At 61.7% G+C, this 26,269-nt stretch carries 21 protein-coding genes and 1 tRNA gene; 12 read left to right on the top strand and 10 right to left on the bottom strand.

What is annotated here, in order from left to right; translation table 11 throughout:
• Positions 1-6 precede the first annotated feature (6 nt).
• The gene (locus FYK55_RS19280; RefSeq protein ID WP_150078079.1) at positions 7-1,998 is read left to right on the top strand and encodes a MutS family DNA mismatch repair protein; all 1,992 of its coding nucleotides are present in this window, start codon (positions 7-9) and stop codon (positions 1,996-1,998) included.
• Complete coding sequence (gene pncA, locus FYK55_RS19275) at positions 1,995-2,600, top strand: bifunctional nicotinamidase/pyrazinamidase (RefSeq protein WP_235908816.1); 606 nt, start codon at positions 1,995-1,997, stop codon at positions 2,598-2,600. Before FYK55_RS19280 ends, pncA begins: the two co-directional genes overlap by 4 nt.
• An 11-nt stretch (positions 2,601-2,611) precedes the next feature.
• Here the strand turns inward: pncA and FYK55_RS19270 are convergent, their stop codons facing one another.
• The 4 genes from FYK55_RS19270 to FYK55_RS19255 form a co-directional block, all read right to left on the bottom strand.
• Entirely contained in the window at positions 2,612-2,950 is a 339-nt protein-coding gene (locus tag FYK55_RS19270) for a histidine triad nucleotide-binding protein (RefSeq protein WP_150078077.1), read from the bottom strand.
• Entirely contained in the window at positions 2,947-6,909 is a 3,963-nt protein-coding gene (locus FYK55_RS19265; RefSeq protein WP_150078076.1) for an FtsK/SpoIIIE domain-containing protein, read from the bottom strand. Before FYK55_RS19265 ends, FYK55_RS19270 begins: the two co-directional genes overlap by 4 nt.
• 350 nt (positions 6,910-7,259) lie before the next feature.
• The gene (locus FYK55_RS19260) at positions 7,260-7,526 is read right to left on the bottom strand and encodes a hypothetical protein (protein ID WP_150078075.1); all 267 of its coding nucleotides are present in this window, start codon (positions 7,524-7,526) and stop codon (positions 7,260-7,262) included.
• Positions 7,526-8,740 (bottom strand): cell surface protein, encoded by a 1,215-nt coding sequence (locus FYK55_RS19255; RefSeq protein WP_150078074.1) that lies wholly within the window; start codon positions 8,738-8,740, stop codon positions 7,526-7,528. Before FYK55_RS19255 ends, FYK55_RS19260 begins: the two co-directional genes overlap by 1 nt.
• Before the next feature lie 467 nt (positions 8,741-9,207).
• Between FYK55_RS19255 and FYK55_RS19250 the strand changes: the two genes are divergently transcribed.
• Both FYK55_RS19250 and FYK55_RS19245 read left to right on the top strand, forming a co-directional pair.
• Positions 9,208-9,588, top strand: coding sequence for a DUF6384 family protein (locus FYK55_RS19250; protein WP_235908814.1), 381 nt, complete (start codon positions 9,208-9,210; stop codon positions 9,586-9,588).
• A 114-nt stretch (positions 9,589-9,702) separates the two neighbouring features.
• Positions 9,703-11,187: a hypothetical protein gene (locus tag FYK55_RS19245; protein WP_150078072.1), complete on the top strand. Its 1,485-nt coding sequence runs from the start codon at positions 9,703-9,705 to the stop codon at positions 11,185-11,187.
• A gap of 108 nt (positions 11,188-11,295) precedes the next feature.
• Here FYK55_RS19245 and FYK55_RS19240 read toward each other — a convergent pair whose 3' ends face one another.
• Together FYK55_RS19240 and FYK55_RS19235 are read right to left on the bottom strand one after the other, a co-directional pair.
• Positions 11,296-12,483 carry a trans-sulfuration enzyme family protein gene (locus tag FYK55_RS19240; protein ID WP_150078071.1) on the bottom strand — a complete coding sequence of 396 codons (1,188 nt, stop codon included), beginning with the start codon at positions 12,481-12,483 and terminating at the stop codon, positions 11,296-11,298.
• Positions 12,480-13,724, bottom strand: coding sequence for a trans-sulfuration enzyme family protein (locus tag FYK55_RS19235; protein WP_235908812.1), 1,245 nt, complete (start codon positions 13,722-13,724; stop codon positions 12,480-12,482). Before FYK55_RS19235 ends, FYK55_RS19240 begins: the two co-directional genes overlap by 4 nt.
• Positions 13,725-14,005: 281 nt before the next feature.
• Between FYK55_RS19235 and FYK55_RS19230 the strand changes: the two genes are divergently transcribed.
• Entirely contained in the window at positions 14,006-15,349 is a 1,344-nt protein-coding gene (locus FYK55_RS19230; RefSeq protein WP_150078069.1) for a hypothetical protein, read from the top strand.
• A 278-nt stretch (positions 15,350-15,627) separates the two neighbouring features.
• Positions 15,628-17,166: a HEAT repeat domain-containing protein gene (locus FYK55_RS19225; RefSeq protein ID WP_150078068.1), complete on the top strand. Its 1,539-nt coding sequence runs from the start codon at positions 15,628-15,630 to the stop codon at positions 17,164-17,166.
• Between the two features lie 61 nt (positions 17,167-17,227).
• Here the strand turns inward: FYK55_RS19225 and FYK55_RS19220 are convergent, their stop codons facing one another.
• Positions 17,228-17,575 (bottom strand): hypothetical protein, encoded by a 348-nt coding sequence (locus FYK55_RS19220; protein ID WP_150078067.1) that lies wholly within the window; start codon positions 17,573-17,575, stop codon positions 17,228-17,230.
• Positions 17,576-18,125: 550 nt separating this feature from the next.
• Between FYK55_RS19220 and FYK55_RS19215 the strand changes: the two genes are divergently transcribed.
• The 5 genes from FYK55_RS19215 to FYK55_RS19195 all read left to right on the top strand — a co-directional run bounded on the left by FYK55_RS19215 (position 18,126) and on the right by FYK55_RS19195 (position 22,623).
• On the top strand, positions 18,126-18,452 hold the full coding sequence (locus FYK55_RS19215) for an ArsR/SmtB family transcription factor (protein ID WP_150078066.1): 327 nt from the start codon (positions 18,126-18,128) through the stop codon (positions 18,450-18,452).
• Positions 18,453-18,515: 63 nt separating this feature from the next.
• The gene (arsD, locus tag FYK55_RS19210; RefSeq protein ID WP_150078065.1) at positions 18,516-18,884 is read left to right on the top strand and encodes an arsenite efflux transporter metallochaperone ArsD; all 369 of its coding nucleotides are present in this window, start codon (positions 18,516-18,518) and stop codon (positions 18,882-18,884) included.
• Positions 18,885-18,905: 21 nt separating this feature from the next.
• On the top strand, positions 18,906-20,723 hold the full coding sequence (gene arsA / locus FYK55_RS19205) for an arsenical pump-driving ATPase (protein ID WP_150078064.1): 1,818 nt from the start codon (positions 18,906-18,908) through the stop codon (positions 20,721-20,723).
• Positions 20,701-21,351 (top strand): protein-tyrosine-phosphatase, encoded by a 651-nt coding sequence (locus FYK55_RS19200; protein ID WP_150078063.1) that lies wholly within the window; start codon positions 20,701-20,703, stop codon positions 21,349-21,351. Before arsA ends, FYK55_RS19200 begins: the two co-directional genes overlap by 23 nt.
• Before the next feature lie 285 nt (positions 21,352-21,636).
• Positions 21,637-22,623 (top strand): CNNM domain-containing protein, encoded by a 987-nt coding sequence (locus FYK55_RS19195; protein WP_161604628.1) that lies wholly within the window; start codon positions 21,637-21,639, stop codon positions 22,621-22,623.
• Positions 22,624-22,663: 40 nt separating this feature from the next.
• On the opposite strand, the gene FYK55_RS19190 is transcribed toward FYK55_RS19195, so the two are convergent.
• The 3 genes from FYK55_RS19190 to FYK55_RS19180 form a co-directional block, all read right to left on the bottom strand.
• Positions 22,664-22,737, bottom strand: a tRNA-Ile gene (locus FYK55_RS19190).
• Between the two features lie 842 nt (positions 22,738-23,579).
• Positions 23,580-23,792: a hypothetical protein gene (locus FYK55_RS19185; RefSeq protein WP_150078061.1), complete on the bottom strand. Its 213-nt coding sequence runs from the start codon at positions 23,790-23,792 to the stop codon at positions 23,580-23,582.
• A gap of 51 nt (positions 23,793-23,843) precedes the next feature.
• Positions 23,844-24,023, bottom strand: a complete 180-nt coding sequence (locus tag FYK55_RS19180) for a hypothetical protein (RefSeq protein ID WP_150078060.1) — start codon at positions 24,021-24,023, stop codon at positions 23,844-23,846.
• A gap of 148 nt (positions 24,024-24,171) precedes the next feature.
• Between FYK55_RS19180 and mutL the strand changes: the two genes are divergently transcribed.
• Positions 24,172-26,196, top strand: coding sequence for a DNA mismatch repair endonuclease MutL (gene mutL, locus FYK55_RS19175; protein WP_150078059.1), 2,025 nt, complete (start codon positions 24,172-24,174; stop codon positions 26,194-26,196).
• Positions 26,197-26,269: the final 73 nt, after the last annotated feature.

Here is a 26,269-nt window from a genome sequence, read left to right as displayed (position 1 = left end):
CCTGGCATGGACGATGACCAATCAAGCAAGACCCGTGGGAACGCCGCCGAAAGCCGGTATCGGGATTTGTTGCAGGCCTCCGAGCAGCGTTTGCTGCGGCTTCGTCAGACCGACGGCCGTTACGCGATGGTCCGCTTGGTCTTGTTTGCAGCCGCCTTGGTGCTGCTGTCCTTCGCGTTTTTCGCTTCGCCAGGAGTGTGGGTTTGGGTGATCGGCTGGTCATTCCTGGCGGGTTTCATTCTGGCGGCGATCCTGAACGAACCCGTCCGCGACTCGATGGAGCGTGAGGCCCGCGACAACCAGGTCACCGAGCGCTTGCTGGCTCGGATGAATCGTGATTGGGAGGCATTGGATTGGAAGGTCGCGAGAAAACAATTGGCAACGGTCCGCTTCAGTGAGCATCAGAAGGACGTCGCCGATGACTTGGATCTACTGGGCAAGACGTCGCTGTACCAGTTTGTTTCGATGGCCGGGACGACGATCGGCGCGCGGACCCTGGCGGACTGGTTGGCGGGTGCGGCCGAGGCATCGGTTGCCCGGGAACGCGCCGCGGCGATTCGCAAGTTGGCCCCCCGGCACGAGCAGCGTCACCGTTTTTACTCGCTTGCCGATCACGTCGGCCGGGGAACCGGCGACCCCGACCAGTTCGTTCGTTGGGCCGGCGAGGATTCCTGGTTACAACAACACCGGTGGATGTTGACCTGGGCAAAGATCTCGGCGGTTCTGGCTGCAATCCTGATCGCTCTGCTGGTCGGATCGCGGATCGGACTGACGCCCACATCGGTCGCCCGGCTGGCGCTGTTGGCCGGTGCCGTGCTGGTCGCAGTCAACGTGGTGATCACCACGGTCATGCTGGGTCCGGTCCATCAGATTTTTTCCATTGCGATGGCCAGTCGTGATTCGGTCCGCGAATACCGGGAGCTGTTTTCAGCCGCCCAGTGGCTGTCTGACGATATCGAGGAGCGTGATCTTCACGGATCGCCGGGTGCCTCGGAATCGACGGCCCGCCTGGACCATCTTCAACAAGTGTTGCTGCACGATCCGGAGCGATCGGCGCGAACCGGCATGAACGCGCTGCAACGCGTCGCCGCGATGGGATCGATGCGGAGTTCCGCCGCCACGTTCTTGCTGTACGTCCCGCTGCAGATCTTCGGACTTTGGGACGTTCGCGTCTTGGAAAAACTGGAAGCCTGGCAGCGAACGTACGGAAGCGCGGTGCCGGGCTGGTTCGACGCGTTCGGCGAATTGGAGGCCCTGATGTCGCTGGCGGCGCTGCGGGATGAAAACCCTGATTGGGTCTTTCCGGATTGGGTGCCGCAGGGAGAACCGGCCGTGTTCCAATCCGTTGGGCTGGGTCACCCATTGATCCGCGATACGTCTCGCGTGTGCAATGACGTTCAGATCGGACCGCCCGGAACGGTGTTACTGGTCACCGGTAGCAACATGTCGGGGAAGAGTACGATGCTGCGCAGTGTGGGGCTGAACGTCGCGCTCGCCGGTGCCGGGGCTCCGGTGTGCGCGCGGCGGCTGTCGATGCCGTCAACCGAACTGGCAACCAGCATCCGGGTGCGCGACAACCTGGCCGAAGGCGTCTCGTTCTACATGGCGGAGCTGCATCGGTTGAAAGGTGTCGTGGACCACGCCCGCGAGCTGTCGGCCAGGCCCGATCGCGTGTCCCTGTTTCTGCTGGATGAAATCCTGCAAGGAACCAACTCGCGTGAGCGGCAAATCGCGGTGACCCAGGTGCTGCAGCACTTAATTGAATGCGAAGCCATCGGTGCGATCAGCACGCACGACTTGGAACTTGCCGACGAGCCGGCGTTGATGAAGTTGGCGCACACGGTGCATTTTCGAGAAACGATCGAGCCGGATCCGGACGGAAATGATCAGATGACGTTCGACTACCAGATGCGTTCGGGAGTGTCACCGACAACCAACGCGTTGCGGTTGTTGGAGATCGTGGGTTTGGGCCGTGCAACGGAGAAAGAATCATCGTGACCGCGGACGCATTGTTACTGGTCGATCTGCAGCAGGACTTCATGCCCGGCGGTGCCTTGGCGGTCCCCGGAGGCGACCAAGTCGTGCCGGTCGCCAACGCCAAGATGAAGGCGGCCAAGCACGTCGTGGCGACGCGGGACTGGCATCCGCCCGGTCACGGCAGCTTTGCCAGTGCTCATCCGGGATTGAGCATCGGCGACACATTCCAGCTGTCGGGTCTCGACCAGGTCGCCTGGCCGGATCATTGCGTGCAGGGAACGGCGGGGGCTGAGTTCTGTGCGGGCCTGGACCGATCCAGGATCGACAAAATCGTCGACAAGGGAACCGATCCGAAGGTCGACAGCTACAGCGCGTTTTTCGACAACGGGGGGCAGAATCCGACGGGGTTGGACGCCCACCTGAAAGCCATCGGCGCACGGTCGCTGGAGGTGATCGGACTGGCAACCGACTATTGCGTGCTGTTCACCGTTTTGGATGCGCGGCGGCTGGGCTACGCCGTCAGAGTTGATTTGGCGGGTTGTCGCGGTGTGGAATTGAATCCGGGCGATGCCGAACGGGCCGTCGAACAAATGCGACGAGCGGCGGCGACGGTGGTTCAATAGCCGCGGTACGCTCACACCAGGCCCAGAGACAGCTTCTTTCCGCCCAGCAGGTGGAAGTGCAGATGCGGAACCTCTTGGCCACCGTCTTCACCGCAGTTGACGACCAACTTGTAGCCGTTGACCAGACCTTCTTGGGCGGCCAGTTGGGACGCCACCCAAACACAGCGTCCGACGATCGACTGGTCGTCTTCGGAAAGCTCCTGCAGGGAAGGGATCTCTTTCTTCGGGATGACCAGGATGTGCACCGGGGCTTTGGGTTGGATGTCGCGGAATGCCAGGCACAAGTCGTCTTCGTAAACGATGTCGGCGGGAACTTCGCGGTCGATGATTTTCTTGAAGATGCTGGTCATCGTGGCAGGTCGGTCGAAGGTGCTTTGGAATCTGCCAACCAGTGATTGACGTCGGCGGCGTCGGGTCGGCTGGGCTCGCGAAACTTGCTGATTCGGCCCGAGGGTTCATCGTAAAGCAGCATCGTCGCCGCGGACAGATCGGTAGCGGCCGGCGAGTCAATCAGCATCGAGGAGTCGGAGGCGTTCAAGCGTCCGAGCACGCGAAGTTCCATGTCGTGTTGCGATTGCCGGGGAAGCCAGCGGTTGAAGATTTCGGCGCTGCTGCACACCAGCAGGGCAAACACGTTGGCGGGAGGACCGTCTTTGAGCACTTCGCGAATCGCTTGGCCTCCCGACATGCTGCCCGGAGTCGCATCGAGTGAAAAGTTGAACGCGTCTTCGTGGCGGAAGTCGCGAAAGCGGTCCAGCGGATCGATCACGATCACGATCGGGGCCACGTTTTCCGCCTCGTCACCGCGTTCCTTCACCAGTTCGGCCAGCCGCGACATCTCCGGTTCGCTCTCACGCGGTTTGATCGGTCGGACGTTCAGCCCCGCTGCGCGCATCCAGGGCAGCATCGACTGAGATTCACTGGGGCGATTGCCGTCAAAGTAAATGAATTCGGTTTCGGGATTGGATTTCGCGAACCCCGACAGGATCGAAGACAGCACGCCCGCGCGGGCTTCGACCGGCGGAATCAACAACACGTTGCGTCCGGCGGTTCGGGAAAGCCGGAGGGAAACGGGTGGTCCGATCTCCACGGATTCTCCCAGCAGCCCTCGCAGTTCCTCGGTGGAACCGGCTTCGTCGTTGACGACCGCGCCCGCCAATGCGGGGGTCCAGCGGCAGGGGCGATTGCCTTCAAAAATCACCGGAGGCGGCAACGTGTCGGTGAATGATCGGTCCCGCTGGCTGATCGTTTCCAGCAAGGATTGGTGCGGTTCCGATCCCAGCCAGGCGACCTGGAACGGCTGGTTGCCTTCGACCAGTCCGCCGGCATCGTTGTAGATCGCTTCGCCGGGACGCGAGATCAGTCGCGCCGCGGTGTTGTCGTCCGACAGGATCAAAGCCGCATCGGATTCGCTGCACTGCATCGCAATCCGAACGGCCATCTGCCCCAACGTCGCCCGCGGAAGCGAGTACGCCCCGGCCAAGGATTGACTGCTGAGGATGGCGTGAATCCCAAAGGAACGTCCCTGACGGACCAGACGATCCAACAGCATCGAACAATCCGCGGCCACGCGGTCGTCCCGGACGAACAATTCCTGGAACTCGTCGATGACCAGCACGATGCGGGGCATTGCTTCTCCGCTCAACCGCCGGTACTCGTCCAGCTCCTGGGCGGAAACCGACCGAAACCGTTCGCCGCGCTGTTGCAGTTCCTCGTCCAGCCGTTGCAACACGCTGCGGCCGAATTCGCGTTCGCTCTCGATCCCCACCACCCGCGCATGTGGCAGGCCGCCGTCGGCGTACGCCTTGAACTCAACGCCTTTCTTGAAGTCCAACAAGTAGAACTGCAAGTGATCCGGGCGGTAGCGATAAGCGCCCGACGTGATGATTGAATGCAGCAGCGTGCTTTTGCCGGACCCCGTCTTGCCGGCGATCAGCACGTGCTGGCGGACGCCTTCGCCCAGTTGCAGCGACAGGGTCCGGTTGCCGCCCTGGCTGCCGATCGGGATCTTGATCTCCTGGTCGGTCGTTCCGCGACCGCCCTCGGGATCCAGAATCGATTGCAGCGGAATCTCCACCCGCGCCGCTTCGGTGGCGGCGACGCCGATCTTGCGGACCAGGTCGGTTCGGAGGTCGATCGGGACGTTCGGGGCCGGCCGGAACGCGTACTCCCGCAGCCCCTCCGATTCCAAGGTCCACTGCCCCTGGGCATCGATTGACAGCTGCAACAGCCGGGGATCGTTGGGAACCGGCAGGTCGCTCGGCCAGTTCTGGTCGCGACGACAGACCATCAAAACAAACACGCCGCAACGGATCCCGCTTTCGATCAGGGCTTTGAGGTGTTTGTAACCGTCCCGGGTCAGGCCTTCGGGCAGACCGACCAATGCGACTGCGCGATAGGGTTCCGCCATCGACCCGGCCAAACGGTTGTAATCCTCAACCCGCTGGAACTGGTCGCGAAGACTTGCCTGCAGAACGTCTTCGGCGTGTTGGGCGATTTCACCAAGTCGCGTTTCGATCTGGTCTTCGGTGGTCCAGACCCGATGGCTGACCAGCGACGGATCGTGGTCGGCCAGTGACATGAACGGGGTGAAGTTTTGCCCGCGGCCAACCGGATCGATCAGCGTCAATTTGGCTCGACCCCCCGCGGTCCCGGTCAACATCCGCCACAGGACCTGATGCACCAATTCGGTGGCCTGGTCCATCTGTTCCAGCGGGGCGTGAATGATCAATCCGCTGTGCAAGCGACGGTGCAACGCGATCGGAAGCTCTCCGGGGACCTCCTCGGCCGCGAACAACGGTGCGACTTCCACCGCATGATCATCCTTCAGCTTCGTCACGACGCTGTCGCTGGTCGAAACGCTTTGCTTGGTAGCCAACGCACCTTCCAGATGGGTTTGGACGCACAAGGTTCCCAGCGGAAGGAAGTCCAGGTTGGTTTGATCGCACTGCGGCTGAACCGCCACGGTCTGCCAGTCGGGAAACCTTTGGTGCGTGGTCTGGCAGGCCGACGCGATCCGCCTCAGCCCGCGGGAGACGCCGTCGCGCATCCGCCCGGTCACGTGCTGCAATTCTTCGTGGCGGCGGTGGGCGTTACTTTCGCGTTGTCGGTGCAGCGACTGATCGGTGTCCGACAATTCGCTGGTGATTGCCGCGGCGACCTGTTCGGCCCGCTCGTGCATTTCGGCGTGAAGTTGACCCTGCTTGGCCCGAAAGTCCACTGCCAGCTGATTCAAGCGTTGATCCAATTCGTTGCGGGCTGCTTCCTCTTCGGCCGCCAGCTTGTTTTCCAGTTCACGCAACTGTTCTTCCCGCCATCGATCGGCGGCTTGCAAATGAGTGTCACGGCGGTCGGCCAATTCGGCCGCGGATGCGGCGGCGTGGTCCCCCGCGATTTTTCGGCCGATCGCAGCGGTCTCTTCAGCCGCTTGCCCGATCCGTTCGATCAACGGATACAGCCGGCGCGTCTGGCGGCGGAGCGGAATCAGGAGCGAAGCGTAGATGGCGAATCCGATCACGCCGGCGACGACCACCCCGGCGATCATGTACACCCAAAAAGCCTCCGGGCGAACGATGAAGACGCCGACGCACCACAGCGTCACCAGCGCGGCGACGCCACCGGGAAGGTAAAACGAGTCGACGAATTTCGCGGCCGCACCGGTCTGCAGTTCGCGGATGTGCGATCGGCACCTGTGGGACAAGCGTCCGATCGTCTCCACGGTCTCACGAACCGATTGTGGCGGCGGTTCGGTCATGTCCTCTTCGGGAGACTCTGGCGGAGGGACGTTGGGCAATCCGTCCAAGCGACGCACGGTCAGATCGCGGGTCCAGGCCAGGTCTTCCGACAGCGGAACCAACGCCGCAGCGATTCCTTCGAGCTCTCGCTTCTTCTGCTTTCCCGGTTCGTCCTTGTGAGATTCGTATTGATGAATCACCGCTTGGCGACGTGCTTCCACTTTCCGTTCCACGGCCACCTTTCCTTCAGCCAGCCGCTTTCGAAACTGCGCCGCCAAACGATTCAGGTCCATTCGAGTCCGAACGGTCTGCTCTTCGTACTGCGCGATCAGTTTCTCTTCCGCGGCATCCCATTGGCTGAGCATGTCGCGGCGGCGTCGTCGGCAGTCGTCGGTGACGCTGCTGCGGTTGTTCAGCAGCGAAAGTTCCTCCTGTTCACGCTCCGCGGCGTGCCGATTGATCAGCGCCTGGCGTTCCTGTTCGCAACTTTGATAGCGAGCAATCACAGCATCGATCAGTCGGCGTTCTCGCGGCGGCGAAAACAATCCGACGGGAGCAACCGCAGAATCTTTCATGGTGCAGGTCGGTGGTGGGAAGAGGAGCAAAGTTGCGACGGCCCGATGCCGGGCTCCAGCCGCTCCGCCACCTGCGGTTTGCCTGGTCCCGGGCCAAGGACCGACTAGGCATTGCGAGACCCATCCGACCCTCGCGAAGGTTGCCCCAGCCGATTGGCTTCGCTGGATCCGCGGGCAATCGCAGGAACCCACCCGATCACTGGCGGTCGGCCGCTGAGGAGGCCGATGCCCATCCGGGCGATCGTGCGGGTTCGATTGCGCGTGTCGCCGGTACGACCGTCGCATTTTCCGGGGGGCGAGACGCCTCCCTGCGGTGCCATGGGAACTCGGAAAGACTTCGTCAGTCCACCCTAGTATAGCTCGCGGTCGTCTCGCCCGGTGTCCGCGACGGCGATCTGAGATTGGCGAAGCGTTTCGGTCAGTTCGGCCAGAGCGCTGGCGAACCGGCTCAAGCTGGGACCGAGCGAAGCGAGATGCCGTTGTTCGAACCGCCGGGCACGGTCGTCGCGCCAGTCTTCTTTGGTCTCTTGCCAGACCCGCGCAAAATCGGTGAACTCACGTCGAAAGCGATTCTGCGCGTCGGTCAACGGCGCCAGGTTCAGCGGTTCCAACGCCATCAGCTGGTGGCCCTGGCATGGCGGGCCAGAGTTTCCTGGTACTTCCGCTTTCCCTCTTCAACCGTTTTGCGAATCGCTTTGGTGCTCTCCTCGCTTTCCTTGCGCAGCTCGGCAATCATTTCCAAGGATTCGATCTGGAAACTGCTGATGGCATCGACCAGCTTCTGTACCGATTCCGGATTGATGGTGCTTCCGTAACCGGCACGGAGGGCGGCACGCTCCAGTTCGCGTCCGAGGTCCGCGACGTCTTCCAAGCCCTTGTTGACGCCGTCCTTCATCGCTTCGGTCGCCTGCGTGACTTCGTGCAGGCCGTGCTGGCTCTGGTAGACGGTGCCCAGAATCGTGAACACGTGCTCGTTGGTCGTGAAGAAGGTCACCGCCCGGCGGTACACACGCTCCTTGACGTCGTGCGTTTGCTTCAACTTGGTGATCAACGTCTCCCCGACGTCGTACCCGATTTCCAGGTTCTCGGCGATGTCCTTGAGCAATTGGTACGTTTCGTCTTCTTTTTCAAAGGCATGCCGCGCCTCGTCGCGGGCTAGCTCCAATTGACTCTTGCCGCCTTCATCGGTCCCGGTGTAGTTGTCCAACGCAGTTTGCGAATCGGCAAGATTCTTCTTGGCGGCCTCCAAAGTCGGAGCGTGCTCGTCCAACAGTTCCCGCGACAAGACTTCCGCCTCCTTGAGGGCAAACCGAAAGTCGATGTAGGCGTCCATGATGGTTTCTTCGCTTCGGAGCGCCTGCTTGGTGTCCTTGGCGACGTCCCCGTAGATCTCCACGATCTTTTCGAAGCGATCGTTGGGAGTGCCGCGGCGCATTTTCATCCACCAGTTGGACAGTTTCTCGGTGCCGCTGATCTTGCCGTCGTCCAGCTGGGCGATCAGCCGCTTGCTGTCCTCGCGCACGGAGTCAAACTGCTGGGCGATGTCCAGGTAACGGTTGCCGACTTCGATGCTTTCGACGTTCTCCCGGACCAGGGCGTTGAACGCACCCATATGCTGGATGACATCGGCGATCGCCAAGACCTTCGCTTCATCGATGTGCTTGACGCTTTCCAACAACGAGATCAGTTCCTGGGGCGCGGCGTCCTTGCTATCGACTCCGAACTTTTTCAGGACGTCGACGGCGCTATCAAGGTACTTGCGCATCTTGCTCGTATCGCGTTCCTGAACTCGGGTGGACGGCGGTGCAGTCGCTTGAGCTTGCTCGGACATGGTTTTCCAAGTCTCCGACGGAGTGGTTCGGCAAATAGATAGTAGAGGCACGCTACGAGCGCGGCGGCCAGGGCTCGTTTCTGTGTACCAAGGTAGCGCACCCGGCAGGCCGACGCAATCAATCCCAAGTACAGGCCAGATCTGCGCCCCAATCGTAGGACGGTTGGGCCATTGAATCATCGGATCCTGGCCAGGGAAAGGGGCCCGTTCCCCTGTCGATCGGGGCGCGAACGGTCACACGAATCCCCGGTCGACGTGGTTCAAGGCTTTCGGCCCGGGATGCCTTGGGGCGGACGCGTCGGTCGCCCGGAGATCTTGGCCGTTCGGCACGGGCTTATTCAGCCGTTCGGCACTGGGTTATTCGTCCGGAACCGGTATCCTAATGTCGGTGAATGCCGTCGGCCCGAGCACGCGCGGGCAAACCGTCCAGCCGCCCGAACCCGTTTTGGTACGTCGCGAGATTGCAGATGAGTCAAGCACAAGCCCGAGCGCCCCGTCCCGATCTCCGCTCGGAACTCACGCTGGAAGAGACCCTGCGGGTCATGGACGTTGCCCGCGAAATGCGCGAGCAGCGACAGGCAGCCGAAGAGATGTTTCACCGCGACGATATGCGCAAAGCGCTGCGTGACAAGCTGATGCGGACCGCGCGGTTGTCCGGTGACAGTGTCACCGAGCAGGAAATCGATGCGGCAATCGATCAGTACATGGAGACGCGATACACGTACGAGGATCCCAAGGCGGGCTTCAAAAACTTTATGGCCCACTGTTGGGTGTGGCGCGATCGGATCCTGTTTTCCCTGGCAGGTCTGGCCGCCACCGCCGGCGGGCTGTGGTATTTCTTTGGCTGACCGGTGTCAACCGAACGAGCGTCCGAAAGAGCGCACGGACGTGGATGCCCGTCGACGCACCGGCGGATCCCGACGTCGTCGATTCCCAACTTCTCGATCACTGAGTAACTGCAGATGACCATTTCCGGACCGATGATGCACCGTCAATTGATGGACGGATACAAGGGCGTTCAGGAACGGTTGGAGCACCAACGCGTGAGCATGCAGTCGATCGACTCGCAACGCGGTGAACTGGATGACGACCGGAGCGATGCGCTGGTTGATTTGGCGGAACACTACCTGCCGGAACTGACGCGGGAGGCGATCCAGAACTCCTGGATCGAAGTTCGCAGCGAGGTCTCGCGGATCTTGATGCGCAAAGCCGATCACCAGCGTCGCGTCGGTCAGAACCTGGCCGATGCCAGCGATCAACGGAGCTTGCAGGAGGACCGGCTGTTTGAGCTGAACGAATCCCTGGACAAGGCGGACCGGCATCAACAGGAGTTGGCCAAGCAGGTCGAGTCCCGGTTGGCTGCCGACGACGCGTTCTCCACGTTGTCCACGCAAGCCGCCGCGGCCGAAGTGGCGCTGGAGCGAGCCGAGGCGAATTTGAGCGAGATCGAGCAGGACGCCGCAAGGAAGCTGCCGTCCTACAAGGACAGTGCGTTGTTCCAGTATCTGAAGGACCGCCAGTTCGGCACCTCGGAATACGAAAAACGCGGGTTCACGCGGCGAATGGATCGCTGGTTGGCCAAGTTCATCGACTACCGCAAGGCCAAGCAGGGGTATGACTTTCTGATCAAAACTCCCGAGCAGATGCGGAAGATCATCGCGGAGGATCGGTCCGCGCTGGATACCGTGATGACCGAATTGGAGCAACGCCGCGACGAGGTGGCCGACGAAGTCGGCTTGACGAAGGCCATCGCCGAAGTCGAGAAACTCAACCAACGGCATGGCGAGCAGATGGTCCAGCTGGAGAGTCTCCGGCAGCAATGTGAAACGCTGCAGGGAGAGTTGAACGATCTGCAGGACACGCGCGGATCCTACTACCGAGAGGCGGTCAATGCCTTTCGAAACATGTTGTCGCAATTCGATTCGCGCGACTTGGCGTCACGGGCCCGGCGGACGCCAACCTTGACGGACGATCAAATCGTCGCCCGCATTGTCGGCGTCCAGGAGCAGCTGGCCCACTTGGACCAGGACACGCGGCGGCAACATCAGGAGCTGCAGCAATTGCAAGGCTGCCTGGACGCGGTGGGTCGCTTGATCCAGCGGTTCCGCGCGGCGCGATTTGACGGAAGCCGTTCAACGTTTCTTCCCACCGTTGACGTGGTCACGGAGCTGCAGCGTGCCGAAACCGAACGCGACGTGGAGATGCTTTGGGATCGTTTGCGACAGGCGCAACGTTGGGGACCCACCCTCGGCGAACAAATGACGCAGGTGGCGACCCATCCGGTGACGCAGGTGTTGATCAGCGCGATGGCGCAGGCCGCGGGCGCCGCGATGAGCGAACAGGCGCGGCGGGCCGGACGGCGCCGCTACCCCGGCAGCCGTCGCTATCGCAACGCGCCCTGGTTCACCGACAGCAGCGGAAGCAATTCGGGCCGGATGCGGTGGTGAGCGGAGGAAAAGGGGACGGGGGTCAATAGCCGGAACGGCCCTCCGGGTGCTTTGCACTATTGACCCCCGTCCCCTTTTCCGGTCCGGATTGAAAGTGACGCTGTCCCGCTAGCCGATCGCTTGTTGCAAATCGTTGCGGAGGTCTTCAAAGGATTCCAGCCCGACCGACAATCGGATCAAGCCGTCGGTGATCCCGAACCGGGCCCGATCTTCCGCATCGTAGCTGGCGTGCGACATCGTCGCCGGTTGTTCGATCAACGATTCGACCGCGCCCAGGCTGACAGCCAAGTGGAACAGCTTGGTCGATTCGCACACCCGAGCCGTCTCTTCGATCGACGCATCCAACTCGAAGGTCACCATCGCGCCAAAACCGCCCTGCAGCGTTTGTTTGGCAAGCTCGTGTTGCGGGTGCGAAGGCAGTCCGGGGTACAGCACCGTGCGGACCCGGGGATGTTGCTGCAGCCAGCGGGCAATCTCCAACGCGGTGGCCGATTGTTCGCGCACCCGTAACTGCAACGTCTTCAGGCCGCGACTGACCAGGAAGCAGCTCATGGGATCCAGCACGGCGCCGGTTGCGTTCTGGATGTAGTACAGCGAATCAAACAACGATTCATCGGCGACGGCCAGGGTCCCACCCAGGCAATCACTGTGGCCGCCAAGGTATTTGGTGGCCGAGTGCATCACGATGTCGATGCCGTGTTCCAGCGGGCGGATCAGCGCCGGTGTGCCGAACGTGTTGTCGACTCCGGTCCAGATGCCGTGTCGACGGGCGATCGCCGAAATGGCACGCAGGTCGGGGATCGACAGCCGCGGGTTGCCGATGGTTTCCGCCCAGATCAGTCGCGTCGCCGGGGTGATGGCGGCTTCCACCGCCGCCGGATCGGCCATGTCGACCAGCGTCACCTCGATCCCGCTGCGGTTGCAAATCTTGTGCAGCAAACGGTAAGCGCCGCCATACAGGTCGCAACCGGCGATGATGTGATCGCCTTTTCCAAGCAGCATGGTGACGCAATGGATGGCGGCCATCCCGCTGGCGAATGCCAGGGCCCCGGTTCCCGATTCCAGTGAGGCGAGCGTCTGCTGCAGACGGGTCCGCGTGGGATTGCCGCTGCGCGAGTAATCGAATTCGCCCCACTCGCCCGCACCCGGTTGGCGGTAGGTGCTGGCCAGGTGGATCGGTGGAACGACCGCGCCGGTCAACGGATCGATCTCATTGCCGACGTGGATGGCACGCGTACGAAAAGAATACGGCGGGGGCGCCGCGTCGCCCTGAGGGACGTCCGTTTCGTCGCTCATACCGACAGAGCCTGATCCAAATCCGCGATCAGGTCGTCGCCGTTTTCGATGCCGCAGGACATCCGAATCATGTTGTCTTCGATTCCGAATCGTTGACGGTCTTCGGGGCTGCAATGGTAGTAACTCATCACCAGCGGTTGCTCGATCAGCGATTCGACACCGCCCAGGCTGGGCGCGATCCGCGGGATGCGTGCGGCGTCGACGACGCGTGCCGTCTGCTTCCAGTCGGCGTCGCGAAGCGTGAACGTGATCAAGCCGCCAAAGCCGCGCATCTGCGCCGCGGCGATCTCGTGCGTGGGATGGCTTTCCAGACCGGGGTAGTACACGCGTTGGACGCGGGGATGGGCTTCCAGGAATCGGGCAACGCGAAGTCCATTTTCATTTTGGCGTTGCATCCGCAATTCGAACGTCTTCAGGCCCCGTTCCAACAAGTACAGGTTGTGCGGCGTGCTGATGTTGCCCAGGATGCCCCGCATCTTGCGGATCGGTTCCAACTGTTCGGCCGATCCGCACAGGACACCCGCCAGCAGGTCGTTGTGCCCGCCAAGGTACTTGGTGGCCGAGTGCAGGACGTAGTCGATCCCGTAGTCGGTCGGGTTCATGTTGATGGGCGTTGCCAACGTGGCATCAATCAGTGTTTCGACTTCATTGGCTTTGCCGATCGCGGCAAACTTTTCCAGGTCGATGACCGACAGGTGTGGATTGGTGGGCGATTCACTGACCAACAGCTTGGTACGCTCGTTGATCGCAGATTCCATCGCGTCGTAATCGCCGGTGGTGACCTGCCGGGTCACCACGCCAAATCGCGACAAGTGCTTGGCACAGAATTCACGGCTGCGGTGGTAACACTGGTCAAAGAAGACGATTTCGTCACCGGACGACAACTTGGTCATCAACAGCCCGACGATTGCCGCCATCCCACTGCCGTACAGGATTGCCTGCTCGCAGTTCTCCAGCGCAGCGATCTTGGCCTCGACACTCTTTTCGTTCGGGTTGCCGTAACGACCGTATTCTTCACGCAGGTCCTGGCCTTCGACAAACCGCAACACGTCGTCGGTCGATTCGAAGGTGAAGGTGGCCGCCGTGTAGATCGGCGTCGTGATGCTGCCGGAATCCTTCTGACGTGCCTCGCCGGCGTGGACACATTGGGTCGAACGGCCGGTCGGTCGGCGGTCCCCCGCAGCGGGCGGTTGGGCCGAGGACGCGGACTGCGGATCCGCGGGAGGGAACGAATCTGGCAAAGAAACCGAATCTGAATCTGCGGAAAACGAAGACGACTGCGAGGTCGATGGTCGCGAAGATGCGGGGGCCGACGACGTGTCGTCGCCCGAATGGTGCTTTGTTTGCATGGCTCTTTAGCAGAAAGGCTGCAAGTGGCCGTAAATCCCATGAATGCATTTCTGGTCGCCGTGATCGGCGGCAAAAATGCCACTGCCCACAGGGTAGCCGGCCGTTGTAGAATCGACAAGCGAAAACACGGTCGCAGCGTCCTGTGTCGTCTCCGCCCGACCCACCCAACGGCATGATCGATCCATCTCCCCAAGTGAAACACGGTGTCCGCCGTCGCGATCGGACGCCGACGTTGATTTTCTGCCTGTTGGGGATTTTCGCCTTCGGCAACGCGAACGCCGCAGCTCAGCCGCCAGCCCAGCCAGACGACCAAGCAGCTGCGGGTGCCCCTCAAACCGCACCCGCGGCCGCCGAATCGAATCCGTCCGCATCCGGGCCCGCGGAGGCTGCAACGCAGGCGGAACAAGCGTCTGCCGCTCAGCTGCAATCTCGTGCGCAGCGGTTGATCGAATCGCTCGGCGGGAAGCGGTTCGCCGAACGCGAGCGGGCATCTGAGCAACTGTACCAGTTGGGCTTCCGCACCTTGCCGATGCTGCGCGAGGCGCTCCAGCGAACGGACGATCAGGAACAATCGGCGCGTCTGTCACGGTTGATCACGACGCTCCGCGAAGTTGACTTGGAAGCCCGAATCGAGTCATTTCTGCGCGGCGAAGATGCGGAGCTTGAGAATTGGCCGGCCCTCCGCAAATGGTTCGGAGATTCGCCGCGGGTCCGCGAAATCTTTGTCGAGCTGTACCGTGAGCATCCGCAGTTGGTCGAGTCGTTGGGCGGCACGCCGCAGGAACTGATGCTGGCGATGGCGGAGGTGAAGTCCAACCTGGTCGACAAAGGCGTCGGTCGGCAGATTCCTCCCGGGAAGGTGGATCTGATTGCGTTGTTGCTTCCGATGACCGACCCCAACTTTCCCGCCTACGGTGAGTACGACCGGATCGTGGTGTCGCTGATGCAGCTGTACACCGCGAAGGAGTTTCTTCGCGACCGCGTCCTGGGCGACTCGTTTCGCAAGCTGGTTTCCGCTTGGATGTTGAAAAGCCACCTCAGCAGCCGGGAGGGTGTCCTGCGTTTGGCGTTGGAATGGGAATTGGACATCGCGATGCGTCTGGCGCGGGAAACCCTGGCAGCCAATCCTGATCCAGAATTACTTGCCCGCTGCCTGCAAACGATTGCCCGGCTGGGGGCTCCCGCGGACGCCGCACTCGTTGCCCGATACCTGGACGATGGTCGCGTCGTGGTCCAGAAACGGTTCCTGGGGCAGGCCGGCGGGGACATTGAGGTCGGCGACGTCGCGGCCGCGACGATCGCCCGTTTGATGTCCGTCCCCGTGACCGAAATTGGATTCGCGGTGCCGGCCGAACACGACATCTTCGGGATCATCTACGAGGAACTGATGATTCCGATGCCCGACGGCGACACGCCCGCCGGTGAAAAGCAGCTCCAGCAGGCTCGCCGAGACATTCACGAGGCCGCTCGCAAGCTGGTTCCGGATGCGGCCAAAGTCGAACCGCAGAAGAGCTAGGGCGGGCAATCGGCGACCCGGGGCTTGAACGTCCAGGCGTTTGAATGCCCTGCTGAATGTCCTGCGAATCCCCTGCGTCGGATACTTCCGACGACGAAGGCGGTGCGTCGGCGCCGTGCAGGGTCGACAAGACTTTCACGGTGCTCGAAACTGGCGGCGTCGCATCGGTCGGCCGCGTTTTCCCGCGGCTGGCTCGCAATTCGGCCCGCACCACTGGGCCCGCACCACTGGCCGATTGCAGGCTTCTGTGTTCCCACCCCGATTCCGGTTGCCATCTCGTGTCCATCCAACAATCTCTCGCCCCGTTGTTGGGGAAACAGGCCGATCCGGTCGCGGCCGGGTATCACTTGCGCGAACTGGCCGCGGGCGATGCCCCCGCCGCGGTCGCGATCCTGGCCCAGCTGGCCGACGATCCGGCGACATTGCAGGAATCCGATCCGGCGATCATCGGCGCGCTGCTGCGCGTCGTTCACGACTTGCTCATCAAGGACCGGGCCGAGCAGACCGATTCGATGCTCGGTAGCCTGGAACCCGACGTGATCGACCAGATCGACCGTTCGCTGCCGGCGGAGGTTTCCAACCGGCACCTGCTGTTGCACTTGCTGTCGCTGCAACGGACGGACAAGGCGCTGCGCGTGTTGGTGCAGATCTTGAACGATCGGCCCCCGACCGATTGGATGGACGCCGGACTGGTGCTCAGCCCGCTGATGCAACACGACGACTGGTCGGTCGATGCGGTCTTTCCAGAAGTCCTGAAAAGTCTTTCCGAGCCGGCGCTGGCCGCATCGTTGTTGGATTTGGCCAACTACCTGGTGCGCAGCGGGCGCGTCCAGTCACATCCTGCCGCCGGAATGTTGGACGGTCTGAACGAACTGCTGGGCGAGGTGTCGCGGCGGCTGGCTTTCTTTGAAGAGAACCCGCGCGCGTTCGGTGATGACGTGCCAACGGTCCAGAAACGGCTGGGCGAAGCGGTTGCCCTGGCGGTCTCGCTGTGTGATGCCGTGGCCTTGATCGGTGACGAGTCCTCGATCGCAAAATTGAATCAAACCGTCGCGCTGCGGCACCGTCGCGTGCAATGTGAAGCGGCCGGCGCGCTGGCGAAGCTGGGTGACGAAGAAGGCCGAAAACGGCTGGTCGAGTTGTCCGAGGATCCGGCGGCGCGGTTGCGTGCGATCGCCTATGCCGACGAATTGGGGTTTGGTGATGAGATCGATCCGCAGCAGCGAACCGACCAGGCGACGGCCGAAGCCGAAATGGCCCTGTGGCTCAGCCAGCCGCATCAAATGGGCGTCCCGCCGACCAGCGTCGAAGTGGTCGAGTCGCGGCGGATGTTGTGGCCCAGCTTCGACAGCCCGGTCGACGTGACGTTGGTCCGGTTCGAATACAACCTCGGGGACCGCTGTTACAGCAACATTGGTATGACTGGACCGGCGACGTACACCATGAGCTGTGACCTGGCCGACATGCCGGTCGAGGACATCTTTGCCATCTATGCCGGCTGGCACGCCGATCACCCCGACATCTTCACGGTGGCCGCGGACAGTTTCAACGAAGCCCAGATCCGAGTGATGGAAGGTTTTCAGCAACACCTGCAGCATCTCGGCTACGAGGATATCCGGCCCGCGATGTTGGGGCTGTTCCTGGACGAGCGGGCCGGGATGTTCACGGCCAGCCGCGAGGGCACCGAATGCGTCGTGGCGACGGACGGTTTGGAAACGATCGACCACGCGATTGCCGGTCGAAACCGACCCCTGGGCCCGGCCGATCTGTTCAATCTGTACAAGGGCCGAAAGATGTTGCGGACGTTCAATTCGTGACGGTGGCGCGGGATCTGGCGGTTTTTCGGATGGGATTGATAGCAACGGCCGAGCGCGGTGATTAGTCTGCGGCGGCACGGGGGTGCTCGTTGTCGGCCCCCTTTCGATCGACGTCGAAGGGATGGAAGAAATGATCCGCTGCTTGCTGGTTTGCTTGGCGATCCTGGGGGCTACCACGGGCGCGTCCGCCGGCGTCTTGACGTTCGATGCGGTCACGCCGAACAACTTCAATCCGACGCCGCTGGGCGACGGGTTTTCCAACTTCAATGCAAACGTGTCCGGCGTGTCCGGTGTTTTTCCCGGAACGTTCGACCAGGGTTCGGTTTTTGGGACTGCCTTCTCGCCGGAGCACGTGCTGATGAACAACGTCGGTGGTGCCGGCGTGATCACGCGTTCGACGCCGTTCCATTTTTACGGTGCCTACTTTCACGCCGACAACCGGCCGCCGACCGCAGACACCCCGGTTCTTTTTGCCGGCTACGATGCCAGCAACACGCAGGTATTCACGAAGTCGATCACGTTGGCCGCCGGCGGCGGCTGGCAATTCGTGAGTTTTGTTGGCAGGGGATCCGGACGTTTACCTGGGACCCGCAGGGCACTAAGGACAGGTCGGCGGTGGGCGTTGACAACTTCACCTACAACGTTCCCGAACCGTCGTCGCTGGCCGTTTTTCTGCCGCTGGTCGTGGCCGCTGCCGTACGCCGTGCCTCGCGGCGCAGGCAGGTGTCGCCCCGCCGCTGGAGCTGACTCCTGCGTAAGGCGCCGCGAAGGCGGGCGGGCCCCGGCTCCTGGCGTCCGGCTCCTCGTTTCCCGCCGTCTACCCCGGCCCGGGTGTCCGCTGCCAACAGCTGAATCGAGCCTGCTTTCTGGGCACCGCGAGACATCGCACTTGACCGTCTCGCGCTGGCCGCCTATCGTCTATCGTAGATTTACGATAAAAGGTCCGTTGGAAGCGTCGCGTGTCAAAGCGGTTGTCGAAACAGAATTGCGATGGGGCACCGGCGAAGCTCAAGCCGGACGCGGCCGCGGACGAACTGGCCAAGCTGGCTTGGGCGATTGCTCATCCAGCGCGGGTGCAAATCGTCCGCTTGCTGATTGGGCGTGACGCGTGCATGTGTGGCGAGATCGTCAGCTGTTTGCCGCTGGCGCAGTCGACGGTGTCTCAGCACCTGAAGATTCTGAAAGAGTCGGGATTGATCCAGGGTGAAGTGGACGGACCGAAGGTGTGCTACTGCATCAACGCCCCCAAATTGGCCAGGCTGAAGCAGTTGGTCGAGCAGTTGTGAAGTTTTTTTTGGTTTAGTTAATCGTTTATCGGCGATAGACGTTTTTAGCCACGGGAGACGCAGATGAGTCACGTTGAAGTTTTTGATCGCGCGATGTGTTGCAGCACGGGCGTTTGTGGACCGCAAGTCGATCCGACGCTCCCCAGGTTCGCCGCCGATTTGGAGTGGTTGAAAGCACAAGGCCACTCGGTGGATCGATTCAATCTGGCCCAGGACCCGGCCCGGTTCGCGGCCAATCCGGTGGTTCAGAAGATGCTCAGTGAAGACGGTGTGGATTGCCTGCCGTTGATTCTTGTTGACGGTCGGATTGTCAGTCGCTCCGATTATCCCGCCCGCGCCAACCTCGCCCTGTGGACCACGACTCCCGTGTCGCCCAAGTCCGCATTGCCGATGGCCGAGGGTGGGTGTTGCGGCGGTTCGGGCTGCTGCTGATCGTTTCGCGGGGAAATTGACATGAAATTGATCGCGACACCAACTCGCTATCTGTTGTTCACCGGCAAGGGTGGAGTTGGAAAGACCTCGATGGCCTGTGCCGCTGCGGTCTCGCTGGCTGACCGCGGCAGGCGTGTGTTATTGGTTTCCACCGATCCCGCTTCCAACTTGGACGAAGTGCTCGCCACACCGTTGTCCAACCGGCCGACGGCGATCACTTCGGTTGAGAACCTGTGGGCGATGAACATCGATCCGGAACAGGCGGCGCGTGACTATCGCGAACGGATGGTGGCGCCGTACCGGCACGTGCTACCGGAAGCGGCGGTGCAGAGCATGGAGGAGCAGTTCTCCGGCTCTTGCACGCTGGAGATTGCCGCCTTTGATGAATTCGCGAAGCTGCTTGGCGATTCGTCCGCGACGGGTGAATTTGATCACATCGTGTTCGATACTGCACCGACGGGGCACACCTTGCGGCTGCTGACCTTGCCTTCGGCGTGGTCGGGCTTCATGGAGAACAATACGTCGGGAACTTCGTGTCTGGGGCCGCTCGCGGCGCTGGAAACGCAGCAAGCGGTCTATCGGTCGGCGGTGCAGGCGCTCGCTGACCCCAAACAAACCACCATGGTCTTGGTCACTCGCCCCGAATCCACCGCGCTAAGAGAAGCCGACCGGACGGGCGGCGAGTTGCGAGCGTTGGGAATCGAGAATCAACACTTGTTGATCAATGGCGTCTTCGCCCCCCGCGGGGCATCCGATCCGATCGCGGTTGCGATGCAGGAACGTTGCGATTGCTCGCTCGCCCAACTGCCCGAAAGCTTGTCGCGGTTGCCCAAGAGCACGGTTTCCTTGGTTGCAAACGGACTGGTCGGGGTCGATTCGCTCCGGCAAATTGCAAGCGACGAAGCGTGTTCTCGATCTGCAGAGTTTCGCAACGTCGATGATTCCGGACCCGTCGCCGGATCCCTTCCCATGACCGATTTGGTCGCTGAGTTGGGTGAACAAAGCCACGGTGTCATCCTGACGATGGGCAAGGGAGGCGTGGGGAAAACTTCCGTGGCGGCTGCAGTCGCGGTGGCCCTGGCCGAGCAAGGAAGAAAAGTGAATCTGTCGACGACGGATCCAGCCGCTCACCTGCAGGCGGCCATGGCGTCCGATCAACTGCCAGGGCTGACGGTCGGCCGCATCGATCCCGCCGAAGTCACCGCCGTCTACCGTGACGAGGTGATGCGTACGGCGGGGGCAGGCCTGGATGCCCAGGGAAAGGCGTTGCTGGAAGAAGACCTGCGTTCGCCGTGCACCGAAGAAATTGCGGTGTTTCGTGCATTCGCGGACGCCGTTGCGAAGGGTGAGGACGGTTTTGTGGTGCTGGACACTGCACCGACTGGCCACACGATTCTGTTGCTCGATGCGGCGTTGGCTTACCACCGCGAAGTGGCTCGGCAGAGCAGTCAGGTTTCCGAATGCGTGAAAGAACTTTTGCCTCGCCTGCGCGATTCGAAATTCACCAAGGTGCTCGTGGTAACGCTCGCCGAATCCACGCCGGTGCATGAGGCAGCGAAGTTGCAGGAAGATCTGCGCCGCGCCGGGATCGAGCCCTATGCTTGGATCATCAACCAATCACTCACTCCGTTGGAAATTCATGATCCGGTCCTCGTTGGACGAAGATCCGGGGAACGGGGCTTTATCGACGAAGTCATCACGACGCATTCCAAGCGAACCGTTGTCCTTCCCTGGCAGGTACATCCGCCGTCAGGTCTGGACGGGTTACGCGAACTGATCGCAGGACCGTTGCATGCATCCAAAACGGAAAGCACCGATGAACGAATCACAATCGACTGAGTTGTTCCAAGGGATCGCTCGGTTTCTCGATGAACGGAAGCTGGAGTTTGATCAGATCACGGCGGCTCGCCAAGAAGCATTGTCGCAGTTGGCGCGTTACGTCGGCGATAGCTTGGCGACGATCGGAACCGCGAAGTTGACCTTCATCTGCACGCACAACTCACGCCGCAGCCATCTGGCGCAGGTGTGGGCCAAGGTCGCTGCCGATGCTTGCGGCCTGACCGGCGTCCAAACTTTTTCCGGAGGGACGGAAGCGACCGCGATGAATCCTCGCGTGGTGGATTCGCTTTGTCGTAGCGGGTTTCAGATCCAGGCGGACAATCCTCGGTCGGACAACCCGACGTACCTGGTTCGGTATTCGGACGCAGCCCCACCGCTGCGTTGTTTCTCCAAAGTCCATGACCAGCCGCCCAATCCGACGTCGGGTTACGCAGCCGTCATGACGTGTTCGGACGCGGACCAGGCCTGTCCGGTTGTGGCTGGCTGCGACCTGCGATCACCGATCCGCTACGAAGACCCCAAAGTGGCCGACGGCTCCCCGGCGGAAGCCGACACCTACGACGCACGGTCACGCCAAATCGCCCGCGAGATGTTCTTTCTGATGCATGAAGTCGAATGCTTGGACTGATTGTCACTGTTGTCGTTGGTTTGATTGACCCGGGGTTGCATGACTGTCGCGACGGCGACATCCACGCATAGCCCTCGCGATCGATCTTGATCCCGCGGGGGCGTCTCAATCAAACGCCGAAGGCGAACATCCCGGCCTGTGATTGATTCGATGGCCCGTCCCCTGGTCTGCAGCAAACTCTGGTCTGCAGCAAACTCTGGTCTGCAGCGAACTCTGGTCTGCAGCGAACTCCCGGTCGGATCGGGTAGAATTCATTGCGTTCCCGTCGCGAAAAGGTCGCTGCCGATGCTTCTGTTGCTGTTGTTGATCATCGCGTTTCTGGCGCTCTCGGGACTGATGGCAGCTGTCGACGCGGCCGTTCTGAGTGTCACCCGTCCCGAAATCGACGTGCTTGTTCGTGATGGGAGGTGGGGCGCACGGCGCCTCAGTCGCGTCAAGCGTGAAATCGTCAAATCGGTCGTGGTGATCGTCATCCTGACGAACACGATCAACGTCCTTGGTCCGATTCTCGTCAGTCAGGAAGCGTACAGTCTCTACGGGGCAAAAAGCGTGGCCGCAATCACGGTCGTCTTGACGTTTGGAACCATTGTTTTTTCCGAGATCATCCCCAAGGCCCTCGGTGCGCACTACGCGCCACGGATCGCCCGCCTCGCGGCTCCGGGGATACTGGCCGGGCGATACCTGATGTATCCACTGGTGATCGTCTTCGCGTGGTTGTCCGAACAGTTCACCCGTGGGACACGGCCGATTGGCACCGAGGGACAAATTCGGTCGCTCGTCCGAATCGGTCATCGTGCGGGCTACATCGAAAGCGACGAGGGCAACCTGATTCATCGCGCATTCATTTTGAATGACAAGACGGCGGGCGAAATCATGACCCCACTCCGCCTCGTCAAAGCCCTCGGCGCCGACTACACCATCAAGCAGGCCGCCGCCGAAATCGGCCGCAGTGAGTATTCGAGGTACCCGGTTTTTGGCCAATCGACCGACGATATTCAAGGAATTGCACTGAGTCGCGATGTGTTCAAGGCGATGATCGATCAATCAACCGATCGGCTTTCAGCGATCGCCAGAGAGGCTGTGATCGTTGATGCTCAAACCAAATCCGATGAACTTTTAAGCGAGTTTCGAGACAAGCGTTTCCACCTGGCCGTCGTTCGCGATCTCGACCGAACGGTCGGCGTGGTCACACTGGAAGACGTGTTAGAAGAACTGGTCGGCGAGATCGAAGATGAAAAAGATCTGGGCGGCCGAGGCCGTGTCGACCGGTAGCCAAGACGCCGGCCAGGAAGATTTTCGCCATGAACGGCAATAGGCCAGGCAGGACTTGAACCCGCGACAAAACGATTATGAGTCGTCTGCTCTAACCAACTGAGCTACTGGCCCTCGTGTTGGCCACATTGTACCGATGGCTGCTTGAATTCCCACTCCCTGCCCGCACGTGATCGGGTGACACGGCCGGCACCGGTCGCTTCCGGCGACTTGCGGCCCGACGTCGATCCAATTTCGACACGTTCACGAAGCCGTGGGCCGATCGAACGTGGTCCACCGGATCGGCTGTCGAATGCAGGATCGGCCCACACAGCAGTCAACGTAATCGCCTCGGTACACGGTTCGCTTTCACATGGCTCAGTGAGTCCGCCGAACGACCAAACTTGGAGAGATGCGTCAGAAGGATTCGGGCCGTTGGCGGCGTCGGACGGGCATCCAACATAGGTCATCAGTTTCATATCGATGACGTCGTCGATGCCACACAGCAGAACACTCATCACCCCCACGCCGTAGGTTCTCATCGCGATCGGCTCCGTCTTGTTGCAGAGTCTTGCAATGAGACGTTTTGCGATGAAACGGCAGTGTGTTCAGCCGGCAGCGTCGTTGCAGATTGAAAGAGAAGCCGGCGTAGCGGATCGCACGAGGGGCAGACGCAACAACCCGCCGCACCGGCTTCGAACCATCCTAGGACCGCACGGGAAAGAAAAAAGCGGGGCAGGTGTTCACGCCCTTGCTCGGGTCGGTGACGGCCGCCCACAACGAGCGGGTCGGGCTCGTCTGAGATTGTGTCGCGCTTTGGCAGGGCGGAGCCGCGTTGAGGTAGCGACGCTCGCCAGAGCGTGGAAGAAGCTAGATGGCCACCGCTTGGCGACGGTAGCGACATCGGCTTTGTGATTGCCAAGCATTCCGGGACAAGGTGGCGGCGTTCAGCGAGTCGGCGTGACGGCGATCCGGCGTCAGGGGTCTCGGCGCACGATCAGGTAGATGATTCCGACCATCGCGACCAGCGGTGCTATGACCACCGTTTGTGTCGGAGCCAGGGAGAGCATCACGAACAGGGTTCCCATCCAGCAACCCACGAACGTCCAGGTCACGTCCGTCGTCTTTTGCGGCGACCCGCGATCCTCCCTGGCGTCTTGGGGTGGCTGGTAGGGGTTGGGTGACGTCATCAACGTTTGAGTGAGTTTGCGTTGCCGGCACGTCCGTGAAACCGTGGCCGCTCACAGGTGGCCAGTCATCATCAATGCCAACACGACCACGTGTCCCAATGCGATTGCAACGCAAAACACCAAGGGAATGGCCAGGACCAGACGTCCGGCGTTCGTGCCCGCGGGCAAGGGACGCAAATTCGAATCGCGATGCGGCTCGCGCGGCGGCTGGAACGGATTGGGACGGATCATCCGAACCAGTAGAGCAGAACGCCGCCCCCTGCGTGGCTGCAAAAAAGCTATGACGCGTGGTGCTTTGCTAGCGACCGACCGGCATCAAATCGCCCGTGCGGGCGATTCGGGCGTTGGTTTGCTGCTCGGGGAACGTTAGATTGCGGACATGTCTGTTACCGCGAAAGAATTACCGACCATTCGGCAGTTGCCGCCCAACCTGATCAACCAGATTGCCGCCGGCGAAGTCATCGAACGGCCCGCTTCGGTGGTCAAGGAGTTGCTGGAAAACAGCGTCGACGCCGGGGCCAGGCGGATCGAGGTGTCGATCGGTGGCGGCGGCACGGAGTTGATTCGGATCAGCGACGACGGCTGTGGCATGACCGCCGAGCAGTTGCCGTTGGCGCTGGCCAGTCACGCGACCAGCAAGTTGCCGACCGACGAGTCGTTGTTCCATGTCCAGACGCTGGGATTCCGCGGCGAGGCGTTGGCTTCGATCGGAAGCGTTTCGCAAATGACGATTCGCAGCCGCACCGAAGCCGACGAGTCGGGAAGCGAATTGGTGGTTCGCGGCGGCGTGATCGATCCGCCCTCGCCCTGCGGTTGTCCGGTCGGCACGGTGATGGAGGTTCGGAACCTGTTTTTCAACACACCGGTGCGTCAGCGGTTTTTAAAGACCGCACAAACCGAAAAGGGGCACATCGTCGAAGCATTCACGCGGATCGCGCTGGCCAATTCACACATCCACTTCGTGCTCAACAACAACGGCAAGCCGCTGTACGATCTGCCGGTCACGCAGCGGTGGAGCGACCGGATCGCGGCATTCTTTGGGGATGAGATCGCGGAGTCGCTGATTCGGATTGACAGCGATGACTCGCAAATCGGCGTCCAAGGCTACGTGTGTGACCCCGCGGTCAGCCGCGGCAACGCCCGGATGCAGTACCTGTTTCTCAACGGACGTCACATCCGAGACCGGTCGTTGCAGCACGCCCTGGGCGAGGCCTACCGCGGGCTGTTGATGGTCGGGCGCCACCCGGTGTGTTTTCTGCGGATGTCGATGCCGCCGGAAATGATCGACGTGAACGTGCACCCGACCAAACTGGAAGTGCGGTTCACCGACGGCGGCCGCGTCTACAGTCGGTTGTTGCAAACGTTGCGACACCATTTCCTGACGACCGACATGACGCATCGCGTCGGGCCGCCGGCGGCCAACGAAGAAAACGCCGCAGTCGATCACCCCGCCGCGTCCCCCGCCCAGCAGTCTCACCGACAATCGGTGATCCAGTGGGCACGCAGCGGCCAAGACGCCTCGGACGTGTTCCTTTCACCCCATGCTGGATCAACGGATTTGGCCGGTACGGCCGGCCCGCCGCAGCCGCAGGCAAATTCGGGTCAGCCGAATCCGGCACAGGGGCTCCGCCCGGACGGATCGGTTCCCGAATTTCGTCCGTATCCGTCCGCGGCGTTCCCACCGGCGGCGGACCGTTCCCTTTCCGCCGGCACCGCGCCGGCCGATGCAGCGGCCGGCGAGCCAGACGCCGACGTCGCACCCTGGGATGCTTCTCCCCAAACAGCGGACAGCGGGCCGAGCGTCTGCTATTTGGGGTTCCAAGTTCACAACCGCTACCTGGTCACGCAGGACGAACAGGGCATGGTCGTGATCGACCAGCACGCCCTGCACGAACGCGTCCTTTACGAGCGGGTGAAGAACAAAGTCCTGGAGAGCGGCCAAGCGCTGGAATCACAACGTTTGCTGGTTCCCGAGCCGGTGTCGATGACGCCGTCGGAGCGGACCGCGGTGCTGGACCATCGCGAGACCCTGGCCAAGATCGGCATGGAGGTGGAAGACTTTGGCGGCGAGACCGTGGTGATTCAGTCCTACCCCGCGATGCTTCGCAACACCCCGCCGGCGGAGATGCTGCGAACGCTGATGGAATCGGTGCTCGGAGGCGGGAAGCAGCCTGAGCCGATCGAGCTGTTGAATCATTTGCTCTCGACGATCGCTTGCAAGGCGGCCGTCAAGGCCGGCGATCCGTTGCGCCCGGCGGAGATCCAGGCATTGTTGGAACAGCGTGAGTTGTACAACGACACGCACCATTGTCCGCACGGCCGGCCGACCGCGTTATTCTTCAGCCGTGACGAATTGGACCGGATGTTCGGCCGCTTGGGCCCGCGCGCCCGATCGGGAAAGTAGCCGCATCGGCAGGGCAGCTTGATCGCCCAAGCCGCAGGGCCCGCGGGGGCCGAGTAAACTGTCGGGCACCGTT

This window comes from Roseiconus nitratireducens, assembly GCF_008629675.1.
GTDB classification, from domain to species: Bacteria; Planctomycetota; Planctomycetia; order Pirellulales; family Pirellulaceae; genus Stieleria; species Stieleria nitratireducens.
Note: the sequence above shows the minus strand (reverse complement) of the source record. Positions and strands in the feature narration are given on the sequence as shown.

Excerpts from the sequence above, each read along its gene's own strand:
- FYK55_RS19255 (WP_150078074.1), bottom strand. The coding sequence starts at position 8,740 with ATGTCCGAGCAAGCTCAAGCGACTGCACCGCCGTCCACCCGAGTTCAG.
- FYK55_RS19230 (WP_150078069.1), top strand. The coding sequence starts at position 14,006 with ATGATCGATCCATCTCCCCAAGTGAAACACGGTGTCCGCCGTCGCGAT.
- FYK55_RS19270 (WP_150078077.1), bottom strand. The coding sequence starts at position 2,950 with ATGACCAGCATCTTCAAGAAAATCATCGACCGCGAAGTTCCCGCCGAC.
- FYK55_RS19220 (WP_150078067.1), bottom strand. The coding sequence starts at position 17,575 with ATGGAACGGCGTCGAACGCGTGATCACGCCGGCACCACCGACGTTGTT.
- FYK55_RS19185 (WP_150078061.1), bottom strand. The coding sequence starts at position 23,792 with ATGACGTCACCCAACCCCTACCAGCCACCCCAAGACGCCAGGGAGGAT.
- FYK55_RS19200 (WP_150078063.1), top strand. The coding sequence starts at position 20,701 with ATGAACGAATCACAATCGACTGAGTTGTTCCAAGGGATCGCTCGGTTT.
- FYK55_RS19245 (WP_150078072.1), top strand. The coding sequence starts at position 9,703 with ATGACCATTTCCGGACCGATGATGCACCGTCAATTGATGGACGGATAC.
- mutL (WP_150078059.1), top strand. The coding sequence starts at position 24,172 with ATGTCTGTTACCGCGAAAGAATTACCGACCATTCGGCAGTTGCCGCCC.
- arsA (WP_150078064.1), top strand. The coding sequence starts at position 18,906 with ATGAAATTGATCGCGACACCAACTCGCTATCTGTTGTTCACCGGCAAG.
- FYK55_RS19265 (WP_150078076.1), bottom strand. The coding sequence starts at position 6,909 with ATGAAAGATTCTGCGGTTGCTCCCGTCGGATTGTTTTCGCCGCCGCGA.
- FYK55_RS19250 (WP_235908814.1), top strand. The coding sequence starts at position 9,208 with ATGAGTCAAGCACAAGCCCGAGCGCCCCGTCCCGATCTCCGCTCGGAA.
- FYK55_RS19260 (WP_150078075.1), bottom strand. The coding sequence starts at position 7,526 with ATGGCGTTGGAACCGCTGAACCTGGCGCCGTTGACCGACGCGCAGAAT.
- FYK55_RS19180 (WP_150078060.1), bottom strand. The coding sequence starts at position 24,023 with ATGATCCGTCCCAATCCGTTCCAGCCGCCGCGCGAGCCGCATCGCGAT.
- arsD (WP_150078065.1), top strand. The coding sequence starts at position 18,516 with ATGAGTCACGTTGAAGTTTTTGATCGCGCGATGTGTTGCAGCACGGGC.
- FYK55_RS19240 (WP_150078071.1), bottom strand. The coding sequence starts at position 12,483 with ATGAGCGACGAAACGGACGTCCCTCAGGGCGACGCGGCGCCCCCGCCG.
- FYK55_RS19195 (WP_161604628.1), top strand. The coding sequence starts at position 21,637 with ATGCTTCTGTTGCTGTTGTTGATCATCGCGTTTCTGGCGCTCTCGGGA.
- FYK55_RS19280 (WP_150078079.1), top strand. The coding sequence starts at position 7 with ATGGACGATGACCAATCAAGCAAGACCCGTGGGAACGCCGCCGAAAGC.